This is a genomic window from Albibacterium sp., assembly GCF_035514885.1.
GTDB lineage: Bacteria > Bacteroidota > Bacteroidia > Sphingobacteriales > Sphingobacteriaceae > Albibacterium.
Map to the genome: position 1 here is coordinate 197,994 of NZ_DATJCH010000005.1, position 14,816 is coordinate 212,809.

At 34.0% G+C, this 14,816-nt stretch carries 13 protein-coding genes; 8 read left to right on the plus strand and 5 right to left on the minus strand.

Annotated elements, in window-relative coordinates:
- Positions 1-32: 32 nt before the first annotated feature.
- Genes ligA through yihA form a run of 5 tightly spaced genes read right to left on the minus strand, consistent with a single transcriptional unit; the run spans position 33 to position 6,522 of the window.
- Entirely contained in the window at positions 33-2,051 is a 2,019-nt protein-coding gene (gene ligA, locus VL047_RS01665) for an NAD-dependent DNA ligase LigA (RefSeq protein WP_325357855.1), read from the minus strand.
- Between the two features lie 38 nt (positions 2,052-2,089).
- Complete coding sequence (locus VL047_RS01670) at positions 2,090-3,298, minus strand: multidrug effflux MFS transporter (RefSeq protein ID WP_325357857.1); 1,209 nt, start codon at positions 3,296-3,298, stop codon at positions 2,090-2,092.
- 21 nt (positions 3,299-3,319) lie between these two features.
- Positions 3,320-5,035, minus strand: coding sequence for a M3 family oligoendopeptidase (locus VL047_RS01675; RefSeq protein ID WP_325357859.1), 1,716 nt, complete (start codon positions 5,033-5,035; stop codon positions 3,320-3,322).
- An 11-nt stretch (positions 5,036-5,046) separates the two neighbouring features.
- Positions 5,047-5,895, minus strand: coding sequence for a UbiA-like polyprenyltransferase (locus VL047_RS01680; RefSeq protein WP_325357861.1), 849 nt, complete (start codon positions 5,893-5,895; stop codon positions 5,047-5,049).
- 24 nt (positions 5,896-5,919) lie between these two features.
- A complete protein-coding gene (gene yihA / locus VL047_RS01685) occupies positions 5,920-6,522 on the minus strand; it encodes a ribosome biogenesis GTP-binding protein YihA/YsxC (RefSeq protein WP_325357863.1) in 603 nt (200 codons plus the stop codon).
- A gap of 112 nt (positions 6,523-6,634) precedes the next feature.
- Here yihA and ubiE point away from each other — a divergent pair, with 112 nt between their 5' ends.
- The 8 genes from ubiE to VL047_RS01725 all read left to right on the plus strand — a co-directional run bounded on the left by ubiE (position 6,635) and on the right by VL047_RS01725 (position 14,738).
- The gene (gene ubiE / locus VL047_RS01690) at positions 6,635-7,366 is read left to right on the plus strand and encodes a bifunctional demethylmenaquinone methyltransferase/2-methoxy-6-polyprenyl-1,4-benzoquinol methylase UbiE (protein ID WP_325357866.1); all 732 of its coding nucleotides are present in this window, start codon (positions 6,635-6,637) and stop codon (positions 7,364-7,366) included.
- A 60-nt stretch (positions 7,367-7,426) separates the two neighbouring features.
- Complete coding sequence (locus VL047_RS01695; protein WP_325357868.1) at positions 7,427-8,191, plus strand: SDR family NAD(P)-dependent oxidoreductase; 765 nt, start codon at positions 7,427-7,429, stop codon at positions 8,189-8,191.
- 52 nt (positions 8,192-8,243) lie between these two features.
- Positions 8,244-8,693, plus strand: a complete 450-nt coding sequence (locus VL047_RS01700) for a GatB/YqeY domain-containing protein (RefSeq protein ID WP_325357870.1) — start codon at positions 8,244-8,246, stop codon at positions 8,691-8,693.
- 103 nt (positions 8,694-8,796) lie between these two features.
- Positions 8,797-9,555: an alpha/beta hydrolase gene (locus tag VL047_RS01705; protein ID WP_325357872.1), complete on the plus strand. Its 759-nt coding sequence runs from the start codon at positions 8,797-8,799 to the stop codon at positions 9,553-9,555.
- Positions 9,556-9,593: 38 nt separating this feature from the next.
- Positions 9,594-10,256: a CBS domain-containing protein gene (locus VL047_RS01710; RefSeq protein ID WP_325357874.1), complete on the plus strand. Its 663-nt coding sequence runs from the start codon at positions 9,594-9,596 to the stop codon at positions 10,254-10,256.
- 53 nt (positions 10,257-10,309) lie between these two features.
- On the plus strand, positions 10,310-11,191 hold the full coding sequence (locus VL047_RS01715) for an NAD kinase (RefSeq protein ID WP_325357876.1): 882 nt from the start codon (positions 10,310-10,312) through the stop codon (positions 11,189-11,191).
- Between the two features lie 124 nt (positions 11,192-11,315).
- A complete protein-coding gene (locus VL047_RS01720; RefSeq protein WP_325357878.1) occupies positions 11,316-12,056 on the plus strand; it encodes an isoprenyl transferase in 741 nt (246 codons plus the stop codon).
- A gap of 117 nt (positions 12,057-12,173) precedes the next feature.
- Complete coding sequence (locus tag VL047_RS01725) at positions 12,174-14,738, plus strand: BamA/OMP85 family outer membrane protein (protein WP_325357880.1); 2,565 nt, start codon at positions 12,174-12,176, stop codon at positions 14,736-14,738.
- Positions 14,739-14,816: the final 78 nt, after the last annotated feature.

Consider the following 14,816-nt stretch of genomic DNA (forward strand, 5'->3'; position numbering starts at 1 on the left):
TTCTTTTTATCCTATTATTTTTACAAATATGGCTATTTTATCATTTCAAATAACTCTTCTTGAGAAATTATGTTAATATTTAATTTTTGAGCCTTTATTAATTTGGAAGGACCCATGTTTTCTCCAGCAATTAAATAGTCTAAATTTCCAGAAATTCCGCTTAACATCTTTCCTCCATTAATTTCTATTATTTGTGTTAATTCATTCCGACTTATATTTTCAAAAACCCCAGATATTAAAAAAGTTTTTCCATTTAGTTTTATACTAGTTGATTGCTTTTCTATTTTTTCTGTTTGGAATTTTAAACCTGATTGCTTTAAAAGCGTGATTTGTCCAATATGTTCTGAATTATTAAAGTAATTAATTAAACTTTCGGCAATGCGATCTCCAATCTCATGTATTGCAATAATTTCTTCGTAAGGTGCTGAAATTAGCGAATCGATGTCTTCAAAGTGTTCGGTAAGCTTTTCTGCAATAGTTGCTCCGATGTGTCTTATGCCTAAGCCGAAAAGAACTCGATGAAAGGGTTTCTCTTTCGATTTTTCAATGCCTGATAACATATTATTGATTGATTTCTCACCAAATCTTTCCATCTCTATTAGTTGATCGTAGTGACTATTTAAAGTATATAGATCACTAATATGTTCTATAATACCAGCTTTATAGAGAGCTTCAATAGTCTCGTTTCCTAAACCGCTAATATCCATAGCCTTTTTGCTTGCAAAATGTTGTATCCCACCAATAATTTGAGGAGGGCAGTGTTGGTCGTTCGGACAGTAATATATGGCTTCTCCTTCTTCTCGTTCTAATAGACTTTCACATTCCGGACAATAACTTGGATACTGAATGGGTAAAGAATCTAATTTTCTCTTACTGATATCAACGGCTATAATTTTAGGGATGATTTCTCCGCCCTTTTCTATAATCACTGTATCATGCTCATGTAAATCTAGTCGCTTTATTTCATTGGCATTGTGTAGTGTTGCACGTTTTACAGTTGTACCAGCAAGTAAAACTGGTTTTAAATTAGCAACAGGTGTTACAGCGCCTGTGCGTCCTACTTGATAGCTAACCTTATTTAATATTGTTTGAACTTCTTCAGCTTTAAATTTATATGAAATTGCCCATCTTGGAGATTTTGCTGTAAATCCTAGATCTTCTTGCTGAATGTAGTTATTTACTTTAATGACGATACCATCAATGTCAAAACTGAGTTTGTGTCGGTTTGCCTCCCAGTAAGAGATGAATTTTAAAACATCATCAATGTTTTTACAAGTTGAAAAATATTCACTTATTGGAAAGCCCCATTCTTTTAGTGCTAGTAAACTTTCAGAATGTGTTTTGAATAGCTTGTCCCGGTTATTGGCGTATAAAAAATAGAAGAAACAATCGAGAGGACGTTTTGCTACCTCTGCGGAATCTTGTAACTTAATTGTCCCAGCCGCAAAATTTCGTGGATTTGCAAAAGCAGTCTCTCCTAATTCGGTCCTGTTATTATTTAAACGAAGAAATGCAGCACGATGCATAAAGATTTCACCTCGTACTTCGAAGATAGCAGGATAATCGTTTTTCTCTAGTTGGTGAGGAATACTTCGTATAGTTTTGACATTATTTGTGACATTATCACCTCTGGTACCATCGCCTCTGGTTATAGCCTGAATTAGTTTTCCATTCTCGTAACGAATACTTATTGATAAGCCATCAAACTTGAGCTCGCAAATATATTCTATATTCTCACCTACGATTTTTCTTACCCGATCGTCAAAATCTTTTAACTCTTGCTCATTATAAGTATTACTTAGAGAGAGCATTGGCCATGCATGGGCTACTGTCTCAAATCTTTTTGTGATATCGCCACCTACTTTTTGAGTTGGTGAATTCTTATCATAAAATTCTGGATAAGTGTTCTCTAATTCGTTAAGCTCTTTTAGCTTTTGGTCGAAATCATAATCAGAAATGGTTGGCTGTGCTAAAACATAATAGTTATAATTGTGTTTTTTTAGCTCAGATCTTAAAGTTTCAATTTTCGTTCGAATTGTTGAATTAACCATAAATACGAAGTTAAATATTCTGAGAATTAATTAAGATTTTAATTAATAGAATCCTTGAGTTTATTATTTGATTTAGGAATGAATAGTAAAATCAAATAGCTTGAAATTGCACAAGCAGCCATTATTGTAATCATGGGTATATTGGTTCTGTTATGGGCGATACTTACTAATACAGATGCGACTGCACCAATAGAAAGTTGGATAGTACCTAGTAGTGCTGAAGCACTTCCCGCGGATTTAGAAAATGGATTTAGTGCTAAAGCTGAAGTATTCGGAAATACAAAACCTTGACAAGCTAGGAAACAAAAAATAAGGATAACGATTCCTGAAAGTGTCAAGGAGTTAACGAGTGCTAAAATTAACATTAAAGACCCAGCAGTAGCTTGCACCATTAAAGCATATTTTGAGATGATTTCACTGCTAAATCTTTTTAGCATCAAGGTGTTTAATTGGCTGGTTGTAATTAATCCTGCAGCTAATAATGCAAAAATCCATCCGTATTGTTTTTCATTTAATCCATATATCTCCATCATGACAAAGGGTGACCCGGAAAGGTAGGCATAAAGGCCTGAAGATGCTGTTCCGCCAGCTATGGAATATATAAGGAATTGTGGATTTTTAAGAACTTTCCAAAATCCTCTTATAATCGGTGTAGGGAGTAAAGAAATATTAGTGTTAGGTTTGCTTTTTGGAAGTATGAAAATAACACCTAAAGATATTAAGACCGTCAATACAGTAAGAAAAACGAAAATGTAATGCCAACCCCAAATCTCAATAATATAACCTCCCATTGTAGGTGCTAATATTGGTGAAATGCCAATTACTAACATTAACATAGAGAATATCTTTGCAGTTTCCGAAGGAGGGAAATAATCTCGAACCATGGCTCTTGAGGCTACCATTCCTGCGCAGCTTCCTAAGGCTTGAATAAAGCGAAGAAAAATCAAACCATCTGCTGATTGTATAAAAACACAGCCAATAGAAGCTCCAATATAAATTAATAGGCCTATTAATAAAGGAAATTTTCTTCCGAAGCGGTCTAATAACGGTCCGTAAATCATTTGTCCACCGGCAATTCCTATAAAGAAACTAGTTAAGGATAGTTGAATATGTTCAATATTTGTTTGTAGATCTAAAGCTATTGCTTTAAAACCTGGCAGGTACATATCAATAGAAAACGGGCCAATTGCTGATAATAAGCCAAGCATTAATATGATTAAAAACTTTTTGTTTTTATTCTGAGCCATTGAAAATTTTAATTCGAACCATTAATTTAGTTTATCAAGTTCCATTTTAACAAAATCCACAAGTTCTTTTACGTATTCTTTGTTAAACTTAAAAGTAATGCCTGCTGTTTGATATATTTCTGGAATGGTTTTAGTATAGCCAAGTTTCAATGCATTTAGATAGTTATTTAAGCCTTTCTCTGGATTTTCGATATAGTTTTTCCATATAGCAATAGCTCCTAACTGGGCCATTCCGTATTCTATGTAGTAAAAAGGCACTTCAAAAATATGAAGCTGTTTTTGCCATAGGTTTTTGAGAGCATCGGAGTGTTCATCCCAATTTGCAAAACTATGTCCGAACCTTATAAATATCTTTTTCCATTCTTGTTCTCTTTCTAAATCGGTATGATTGGGATGAGTGTAGATCCAATGTTGAAATTGATCTACGGTGGCAACCCATGGTAGCGTTTTTAATACATCAACAAGCTGATCACGTTTGGCTCGTTTTAAATCTTCTTCATTGTCAAAAAAGATATTCCAATGTGACATAGAAATTAATTCCATTGACATTGAGGCAAGTTCTGCTACCTCACTTGGTAAATGTTTAAAATCATTAAGTTCTAAATCTGCTGAGATAAAAGTGTGCAAAGCGTGACCACCTTCATGTACCATGGTAGTAAGATCTCGGAAAGTATTCGCAGAATTCATAAAAATAAAGGGCGCCCCGCTTTCAGATAATGGATAATTGTATCCACCAGGGGCTTTTCCTTTCCGGCTTTCTAAATCGAATAAATTATTGGCTTTCATTATTTCTATGCGTTCACCAATGTAATTGTCAAGTTTTTGGAAACACAGCTGGGTTTTTTGTATTAAATCCTCTCCATCAATAAAAGGTTTGAGAGGAGCATGGCCTGAAGGATCAACATCCATATCCCAAGGTTTTAAGCTTTCTAATCCAAGCTTCTCTTTTCTTCTTTTTGCTTCCAGAGAGAGTATGGGTACCACGGTTTTCTCAATAGCGTCATGAAATTGATAGCAATCCTCAGGAGAGTAGTCGAAACGGCCCATCGCTTCAAACATATAGTCTCTGAAATTATTAAAATCAGCATTATTTGCAACTTGGTGTCTTAAGATTATTAATTGGTTAAATAATTCGTTGAGCTTTGTTTTATCTTCTAACCTACGGGTAGTAATTGCAGTCCATGTGGTTTCCCGGATATATCTATCAATATCTTTTAGAAAAACAGCTGCTTGCTCTAAGGTATATTCTTTTTCATTCAAGAAAACAGACATGGAGCCTGTAATTGACTGATATTTTTGCTGTTCTAATTGAATCTTTGTTTGGAGAGGAATGTTTTCTTCTCGAAACAGGTCAAGAGACTTTTGAACACTTCGTAGATAAATAAAATACTTATTGGAATCAAGTTCTTTAGCATACGGGGAATCAATTAATTTTTTATTTAATTGATTATTAATGGGAGCTATCTTAGGTTCAATTTCAGTTGCAAAATATTGAAAGTCGCGAAGAAGTTTTTCGTCTGCCGTATTACAGGTCATCCTAATATAACGCCAAGCTGCGTCTTCTTCTATAATTGCTTCTAGTTCGCTGCGATTTTGCATCCATTTCTCAAGTTCGCTTAATGAATGGATAGGTCGATTTAGCAGATCAAGAAACAGTGGATGCAGCTCTTCCCAAACAATTTGAAGATTTTGTTTCGCAAAATTTCTTTTCTTTTTTTTTAGTGTCAAGTTTTTCATTCTTTAAATCTTTAAAGCCAGATATCCAATAGAAAAAATAAAGCGAAAATGACAGAGGCTATTCCGTTCGTGGTCATAAAGGCTCTATTTACCCGTCTTAAGTCTGAGGGGCTAATAATTATATGCTGATAAATTAATAGCGAGATATAAAATAACACGCCTATATAATATAGCCATCCCAGATCTATATAGAATACAGGTAGAGTGATGAATATTACGGATAGTCCATGGAAAGTTTCAGAGATATGTAAGGCATTCTTTTTTCCGAAAAAAGTAGGGATGGAATTCAATTTATGATCTTTATCAAATTCTTCGTCTTGTAGGGCATAGATGATATCGAAGCCACTAACCCAAAAGATAACCGCTAGAGAAAAGAAAATAGGTACAATATTAAATGTTCCGGTTACAGCAAGGTAAGCACCTAGAGGTGCTAGTCCTAACCCAATTCCTAAAACAATATGACATAAAGCTGTGAATTTTTTAGTGTAGCTATAACCTAAAATAACAGCTAAGGCAATTGGTGAAAGATAGAAACAAAGTGGATTAATAAACCACGTTGCCGCTATAAATAGCATACAGTTTAGGAGCGTGAAAGTTAGAGCTTGAGATGCTGAAATTTTTCCAGCTGGGATATCTCGCATTGCTGTACGTGGGTTCATTGCATCGATATCTCGATCAAGGTATCTATTAAAGGCCATAGCAGCATTTCGGGCAAAAACCATGCAACAAAGCATTAGGATAAAGATAGGCAGTGTAAAACTTGCATCTGTTATATAAGTGGCTAAAAAGAAACCTATGATAGCAAATGGAAGAGCAAAAATGCTATGTGCAAAGAGTACTAATGAAAAGTATTTTTTCATATCTTAAAGAAAACAATGTTTCGACTAGGACTGAAAGTTATTATTAATAACGTTAATAGCACTTAAAACGTCAGAGCAACCTATATTTGTTTCTGCAGAAGTAAGAAATGTCTCAGGTACTTCTTCGAACCATTCCAATAGCGCTTTTTTAAATTTAGAAATATTTTGAGTGGATTTTAGATTTGACTGTTTATCTGCTTTCGTAAAAATAAGTAAAAAAGGAATCCCGTTCTCTCCAAGCCATTGACAAAATTCTAAATCAATCTTCTGAGGCTCAAGACGACTATCAATTAGCACGAATAGACATTGGAGATTTTCACGTACACGTAAGTATTTACGAATAAATTTTTCCCATTCAGTCCGGTTTGAGCGAGAGGTTTTTGCATATCCATATCCTGGTAAATCAACCAAATACCAATCGTTATTAATTAAGAAGTGGTTTATTAATTGGGTTTTTCCGGGAGTTTGAGAGGTTTTTGCTAAATTCTTTTTATTAGTTAGCGCATTTATAAGCGAGGATTTACCAACATTAGAGCGGCCAATAAAAGCGTATTCAGGTAAATTAAGTTCAGGTAATTTGTCGGTTCTTGTATTGCTACATAGAAATTCAGCGCTTTTAACATTCATAATGCAAAGTTAAAACATTAATATGAGAAATTGAATGTTCAATCAGTTACATGAAATCACGCTTTTGTTTATAAGTTTTTATGGATTCAGCTTTGTATATTTGCGTTTAACAATGTCAAAAACTATTACACCGTACGAGAAAGAAAATATAAGCAAGAAGCAACAGGTTGCTGATATGTTTAATAATATCTCAAGAAAATACGACTTTCTGAATCGTGTTTTATCTTTTGGGATTGATAAAATATGGAGGAGGAAAGCTATTCATACATTAAAAACATTAAAGCCTCAGCTTTTGTTAGATGTAGCAACAGGAACTGGTGACTTTGCTTTAGAGGCTATCCGGCTTTTGAAGCCAAGAAAGGTTGTTGGTGTTGATATTTCAGAAGGCATGTTGGCTATAGCAAGAGATAAAATAGCGGACCGTAAATTGTCGGATTGTTTCGAAGTTCAGTTGGGAGATTCTGAAAGGTTGAGTTTCTCAGATGGTACATTTGATGCAGTTACAGTAGCTTTTGGCGTTCGGAATTTTGAAAATCTGCAACAAGGTTTAGACGATATTTGTCGGGTTATCCGTCCGGGTGGCCAGGTAGTGATTCTAGAGTTTTCTAAACCGAGAGGATTCCCAATCAAGCAACTGTATACATTTTATTCTAAAAATATTTTACCCCAAATAGGGAAACTATTTTCTAAAGATAGCAGAGCTTATTCTTATCTACCTGAATCTATTGCCCAGTTCCCAGATGGAAATGATTTCACTGACTTATTATTAAATGCCGGATTTAAACAGGTTTCATGTAAGCCACAAACTTTTGGTATTTGCACGATATATATTGGAATTAAATAAAAAATTAAATGACGGCTTGATAAGCAGATTTATTTAATTGTAAATAATATTTTTCAGAATATGGCAAAAATAGCAATGATTACAGGAGCCAGTGCTGGAATTGGGCAAGCCTGTGCGGAAATTTTCGCAAAGAATGGATATAACCTTATTTTATCTGCGCGTAGGTATGAACGGCTTGAAAAATTATCCAAACGATTATCGAGTGATTATGGTATCGTTGTACAGGTAATGGAAGTTGATGTGCAGAATAAGGAAGAGGTGATTAATAGTTGGGAGATGTTATCTGAAGACTGGAAGCAAATTGATGTTTTAATTAACAATGCGGGTTTGAGCTTAGGTTTAGAGCCTATTTATAATGGTGAAATTGATGATTGGGATAGAATGATCGATACCAATATCAAGGGATTATTGTATGTAAGTAAGGTGGTAATTCCAAGGATGAAGGAAAATGAGTCTGGTCATATAATTAATATTGGCTCAATTGCAGGAAAGGAAGTATATCCCAATGGCAACGTTTATTGTGCAACAAAGCATGCTGTAGACGCTTTAAGTAAATCAATGCGGGTCGAATTGTTGCCTTATTCTGTGAAGGTAACAGTTTTACATCCAGGGGCAGTGGAAACAGAGTTTTCAGTAGTTCGTTTTAAAGGTGATACACATCGTGCAGAGAAGGTTTATGATGGGTTTGATCCATTATTGGCAAATGACATTGCTGATGCTGCATGGTACGTTGCTTCGCGACCGCAACATGTAAATATTAATGAAATGCTAATTATGCCTACCAATCAAGCTAATAGTATTTCCTTTAATAAAAATTTGAATTAGGGTATTGTACAATATAAAATAAGTAAAGAGTTTATTAATAATTTAATTTCATATGGCACTAAAGAATCAAATTGACCAAGATATAAAAACAGCTATGTTGGCAAAAGATCAAGCACGATTAAGAGGTCTTCGTGCTATAAAATCAGCAATTTTGGTGGCTGAAACAGAAAAGAATGCAGGCGTATTTAATGAAGAGTCTGAAATAAAGGTCTTACAACGTCTTATTAAGCAGCGCAAGGAGTCTGCAGAAATCTATCAGCAACAGAATCGCCCTGATTTATATGCAATTGAGAAGGAAGAGCAGGATGTTATTGAAAGTTACTTGCCACAACAATTAGATAAAGATGAAATCAGAAAAATAATTCTTTCAGTTGTTAAAGAAAACGGCTTTACCAGTATAAAAGATATGGGTAAGGTTATGGGTATGTCAAATAAAATACTTGCCGGTAAAGCCGATGGAAAGACCATCTCGGAAATTGTTAAAGAAGTACTGATACCTTAATAAACAACAATAAATTTAACCAATTTTATTACATTTAGAAAAAATTGGGCACTCATTTGAAATGTAGCCTAAGGAGAAATAACAAACTAGTTAAAGATATTCTATGGATTTTACCATAAAAGAAGATAAAGGTTTTAAATACGTTGATGAGGGAGCGGGAGAGGTAATAGTATTACTTCATGGATTAATGGGTGCATTAAGTAATTGGGAGTATGTAGTTAATCAATTTAAAGATAGCTATCGAGTAATCATTCCAATGTTGCCAATTTATGAAATGCCAATTCTAACTACGGGTGTAAAAAGCCTGTCCAAATTTTTGAAGAAGTTTGTGACGCATATGAAACTTAAAGATTTCGTTATAGTTGGGAATTCTTTAGGAGGACATGTAGGATTGATGTATGTTGCATCGAATCAGGAGAATGTTAAAGCGTTGGTATTAGCAGGAAGTTCTGGTTTATACGAAAACGCATTTGGAGGATCTTTCCCTAAACGTGGTAATTATGATTATATAAAAGAAAAAGTTCAGTTTACTTTTTACGACCCTGCTACAGCTAGTGAAGAACTTGTCGATGAGGTTTTTTCTACAGTAAATAATCGTGAGAGAGTTATTCGCATTTTAGCGAATGCTAAATCAGCTATCCGCCATAATATGGCGAAAGATCTACCTAAGATAAAAATCCCTGTTTGTATCATATGGGGAAAACAAGATAAGGTAACACCCCCAGATGTAGCTGAACAGTTTAATACATTATTACCAAATTCAGAATTACACTGGATTGATAAATGTGGACATGCTCCAATGATGGAACAACCTGTAGAGTTTAATATTGTATTAAAGGAATATTTAAGTAAATTAAACTAAATGCAATATAAATCGTTTAATCTATAAAGAATACGACGGTGACTGCAAAAGAAATAATATCAGATTCTATCTATCCTGCTAAAACTTCCGACAGCTTACGGACATTGATAAATCGTATGCATGAATATCGGATTGAGCATTTACCTCTTATTCGGTATAATCAATTGGTTGGTCTAATACATGAAGATGATGTTATCTCAGCTATTGAAAGAAAGGATGATTCTAAACTTAAAGATCTGCCTCATGAGTTAATTTATGTGTATGAAAACCAACATATATATGATGTAGTGCGTCTATTTTATCTTCATCAATTAGATTTATTGCCTGTTATTGATGAAAAACAATATTATGTTGGATGTATTACCATACATGATATTCTTAATAAAGTTGCAATGATTATCGCCTCCGATGAACCTGGCGGGATTATCATTCTTGAAGTAAATAACCGTGATAACTCGTTATCTCAAATTGCACAGATTGTCGAATCGGATAATGCTCAAATTTTGAGTTCCTATGCTCGATCTTTTCCGGACTCAACAAGGATGGAGATTACTCTGAAACTTAATAGAACAGATATTGCATCTATCGTAGCGTCATTTCTAAGATATGATTATGACGTGAAGGCTACGTTTAACGAGGTTCGGGTTTATGATACTTCGCGTGATAGATATGAACAGCTTCTTAATTATTTAAATATGTAATTATAGCTGTCTAAAATAGACAGTTATGTATTGTCAAGACCCCTCAGAAATAAATGAAAGTTGCAATTTACGGTATTGAATTTCAGAAAGCAGTAATTCCATATGTTGAACAGCTTTTCGAATTGTTGAAAAGTAAGAATGTGGAAATCTGGGTATATAAAGAGTTCGATTCTTTTCTGTCCATTTTTATGGACTGTGGTTTGCGAAGTACGTATAAAGATAGATTTGAACTACCTTCTGATATAGATTTTATGTTAAGCTTAGGAGGAGATGGAACGATGCTTTCGGCTGTTTCCATATTACGTGATTCAAAAATTCCAATAACCGGAATAAACTTAGGTAGATTAGGTTTTTTAGCAAGTATAAATAAGAATCATGTCGATCAAGCTTTAGAGCTTTTACTAAATAAAGAGTATAGTATTGAGAAAAGAACTCTTTTATCTGTTGAAGCCCATGGCATAGACTTGTTTAATGGTGATAGATTTGCATTAAATGATGTTACTGTACTAAAAAGGGATTCGTCAGCGATGATTACAGTCAATGTTTATTTGAATGGTGAGATTCTGAATGCGTATTGGGCAGATGGAATAATATTTGCAACCCCTACAGGGTCAACTGCTTATTCTTTGAGTTGTGGTGGACCAATCATTTTGCCAGGGTCTGGTAATTTTGTTATAACGCCTGTTTCACCTCATAATTTAAATGTAAGACCACTTGTTATATCTGATAAAGACGAATTAACTATTGAAATCGATAGTCGTAGTGATAGTTTTTTACTGTCATGTGATTCTCGAACATGTGATTTGAAGACGAGTGTAAAGCTTAAAATCACGAGAGCTGATTTTAATATTAATCTCATTAGATTGAAAGGAGAAAGTTTCTTCTCTACGCTTCGACAGAAGTTATTATGGGGGTTAGATACAAGAAACTATTAAATCTTCATAAATTTATAACATTCTACTTACCTTTGGCTTTTAATTCCAAAAAAATATCTCTAGAAAAAAGCTTTCTGATAAAATTTTATCTTAATTTATAAATAAATTGGTAATCAAATTATAAATGGAACTAAAAGAACAGATAGATCTAAATAAATTACCGAAACACATTGCTATTATTATGGATGGTAATGGCCGATGGGCAAAGGAAAGAGGAAAATTACGAGTGTTTGGACATAGTAAAGGGGTAGATTCTGTTCGCCAAGTTGTTGAAGCAGCTGTTGAAATAGGTGTTTCATATCTTACATTATATGCGTTTTCAACGGAAAACTGGAAGCGACCTAAGCTTGAAGTAATTGCTCTAATGGAGATTTTAGTATCTGCAATTAATAAAGAAACTCAAACCTTAATGAAGAATGGTGTGAGGTTAAATGCAATAGGAGATTTGAAACAATTACCTGAAGCTTGTTTTAAACAACTATCCAAAGCAATCGACCTGACTTCAAACAATACGAATTGTACGTTAACTCTAGCATTAAGTTATAGTTCTAGACAAGAGATAGCTGATGCTACTAAAAGAATTGTTAAGCAAGTATGTGATGGAAAGTTAAGTATTGAGCAAATAGATCAGGATGTTGTTTCTAGTAATCTGGAGACCGCAAATATGCCTGACCCGGAATTAATGATCAGAACAAGTGGAGAGCAGCGAATCAGTAATTTTCTATTATGGCAACTAGCATATTCTGAATTATATTTTGTTGATAAATTATGGCCTGAATTTAACAAAAATGATTTCTATGAGGCTATAATAGCCTATCAAAAGAGGGAAAGAAGGTTCGGACTTATAAGTGAACAGCTCTCTTAAAAAAGATATCCCTTGAAAAATGCAATATTGTGGATTATTTCCACTTTTTTTGCAAAATAATATTTTAACAAAAATTAACAACTGTTTGCGCTACTTTAGCAGCGTTAAATTATATCAATGAAGCAACTACTTTTTACATTTTGTTTGATTTTACTTGGAAGCGGTGTTTCTTTAGGCCAAATCCAATCTGGGAATATCAATAATGGAAACTCTTTAAGTCAGGATGATGAGTTCAGTTACATAAGACCACAAGAATATATTATTGGTGGAGTTGAAGTGAGTGGAACTCAATATTTAGATAATGATGTTTTAATAACAATATCTAAATTGAATGTGGGTAATCGTATTGAAGTTCCTGGTGAAGTTATCTCTAACGCTATAAAGAATCTTTGGCTTCAGGGCTTGTTTGATGATGTAGCTATTAATGTAAAATCAATTCAAGGCGATTCGATTTATCTTGATATTGCTGTAGTTGAACGGCCAAGATTAACAAGAATTGATATAACAGGTTTAAATAAATCGCAGATTAAGGATGTTCAGGAACGAGTAGGTGGAAATACTGGTAAAATTGTTAATGAAAATCTTCTGAGTACAACCCAAAATACAATCGAAAGATACCTTGCTGAAAAAGGATACCTTTATCCTGAAATTAAAATGTCTCAGGTAAATGACACCACTGAAGTAAATAATCAAATCTTAGTGGTAGATGTTGATCGCCAAAGTAAGGTGAAAGTAAATCGGATCAACATTGAGGGAAACAGTGTTTTTTCTGATAGTAAACTTCGCAAATTTATGAAGAAGACGAAACAAAAAGCATGGTGGAGGATTTGGGGTTCTGGTAAGTTTAATAATGAAAAATACGATGAAGCTAAGACTAATTTAATTACTAAAATTCATGAAGAAGGATATCGTGATGCTGAAATCATATCTGACACTGTACGTCAAGTAAGTAATAAACGAGTTGATATAGATATTGAAATATATGAAGGACCAAGATATTACTATGGAGATATTAGTTGGTCTGGGAATGCTAAATATAATGATACAGTTTTAAATACAGTTTTGGGTATTAAGAAGGGTGATGTCTTTAGTGAGGATAAATTGCTTGTAAAACTTTACGGGCCATCCCGGTCTGGAGCAGACGTTTCATCTTTATACTTGAATGATGGATATTTAACATTTAGCGTTGATCCAGTTCAAACTAAAATATACGGGGATACCATTGATGTAGAACTTCGTATGTATGAGGGTCCACAATATACAGTTAGTAAGATAAGCGTTAAAGGAAATGATGTAACAAATGATCGGGTGATTTTGAGAGAAATTGCCAATAAGCCAGGACAGAAGTTCTCAAAGGATTTGGTTATGCGTACCGTGCAAACTATTGCACAGTTAGGTAATTTTGATGAAACAAAAACAAATCCGGTTCCAATTCCAAATCAATTAGAAGGAACAGTAGATATGGAATACAATGTAGTTGAAAAACCTTCAGATCAAATTGAACTTTCAGGAGGTTTTGGTGGGAACCGAATTATAGGTACATTGGGATTAACATTTAATAATTTTTCTACCAGAAGACTGTTTGATAAAGGTGCTTGGAAACCACTTCCAAGAGGAGATGGGCAGAAATTGAGTCTTCGAGGTCAAACAAATGGCAAACAATATCAATCGTATAGTTTTTCGTTCTCTGAGCCATGGCTAGGAGGTAAAAAGCCAATCTATTTTGGTGTAAGTGCATTTACTTCATCATCATCTTATGGATATAATCCATGGACAGGAAAGCAAACCGTTCCTGATGAAGAAATGCAACGTATTAGAATGAACGGATTTACAATCAGTTTAGGAAAGCGATTGAATTGGCCTGATAATTATTTTAGATTAAATTATGCTGCTAATATTCAACAATATAAACTCCAAAATTGGAGAGGTTATTTATTTGAAACTGGAACTTCTTATAATTTCAATTTAACACAGGAAATAAGTCGGAATTCATTAGATGCATTAATTTACCCAACTTCGGGAACTAATATTAAGTTCACGATTCAAGCAACTCCTCCTTATTCATTGTTTAATAAAACAAATTATTTAACAGCATCTGACGAGGAGCGCTATAAGTTTACGGAATATCATAAGTGGAAATTTGACTCTCAGTGGTTTCAAAGAATTGCTGGAAAGTTGGTATTAAAAGCACAAGCTCAATTTGGTTTCTTAGGAACTTATAGTAGTGCAACTGGACAACCCGCATTTGAACGTTTTAAATTAGGGGGAGATGGAATGCAGGGTTTTGATTTTATCCAAGGATCAGAAATTATTGCTATGCGTGGTTATGCTAATGGATATATAATCCCTGAAGGATCAGATCCTAGAGTTGCGCAAAATTCAGGAAGCCCCATTTATACTAAATATCAATTAGAACTTCGTTATCCGATTATGGTAACTGATCAGGCTACTGCATTCGGTATGGTATTTGGTGAAGCAGGTAATACTTGGAATAATTTTAAGGATTTTAATCCTTTCCAAGTTCGTCGTACATTGGGTGTTGGCGCTCGTGTATATCTACCTATTTTTGGCATGTTAGGTATAGATTATGGATATGGGTTTGATCCAATTCCTGGAGTAGCAGAAAGTCAGTGGCGACAGAATGTTACTTTTAGTATCCAGCAAAATATTGGAGGATTTTAAATAATTTCTATGATTATCTTAACTATTTTTGTGGGATAATCATAGAAAAGATTTCTTAAATTAAAACGATTTTTATAA

Bases quoted from the DNA above. Each gene is read 5' to 3' on its own strand.
- ligA (WP_325357855.1), bottom strand. From the start codon at position 2,051: ATGGTTAATTCAACAATTCGAACGAAAATTGAAACTTTAAGATCTGAG.
- VL047_RS01670 (WP_325357857.1), bottom strand. From the start codon at position 3,298: ATGGCTCAGAATAAAAACAAAAAGTTTTTAATCATATTAATGCTTGGC.
- VL047_RS01675 (WP_325357859.1), bottom strand. From the start codon at position 5,035: ATGAAAAACTTGACACTAAAAAAAAAGAAAAGAAATTTTGCGAAACAA.
- VL047_RS01680 (WP_325357861.1), bottom strand. From the start codon at position 5,895: ATGAAAAAATACTTTTCATTAGTACTCTTTGCACATAGCATTTTTGCT.
- yihA (WP_325357863.1), bottom strand. From the start codon at position 6,522: ATGAATGTTAAAAGCGCTGAATTTCTATGTAGCAATACAAGAACCGAC.
- ubiE (WP_325357866.1), top strand. From the start codon at position 6,635: ATGTCAAAAACTATTACACCGTACGAGAAAGAAAATATAAGCAAGAAG.
- VL047_RS01695 (WP_325357868.1), top strand. From the start codon at position 7,427: ATGGCAAAAATAGCAATGATTACAGGAGCCAGTGCTGGAATTGGGCAA.
- VL047_RS01700 (WP_325357870.1), top strand. From the start codon at position 8,244: ATGGCACTAAAGAATCAAATTGACCAAGATATAAAAACAGCTATGTTG.
- VL047_RS01705 (WP_325357872.1), top strand. From the start codon at position 8,797: ATGGATTTTACCATAAAAGAAGATAAAGGTTTTAAATACGTTGATGAG.
- VL047_RS01715 (WP_325357876.1), top strand. From the start codon at position 10,310: ATGAAAGTTGCAATTTACGGTATTGAATTTCAGAAAGCAGTAATTCCA.
- VL047_RS01720 (WP_325357878.1), top strand. From the start codon at position 11,316: ATGGAACTAAAAGAACAGATAGATCTAAATAAATTACCGAAACACATT.
- VL047_RS01725 (WP_325357880.1), top strand. From the start codon at position 12,174: ATGAAGCAACTACTTTTTACATTTTGTTTGATTTTACTTGGAAGCGGT.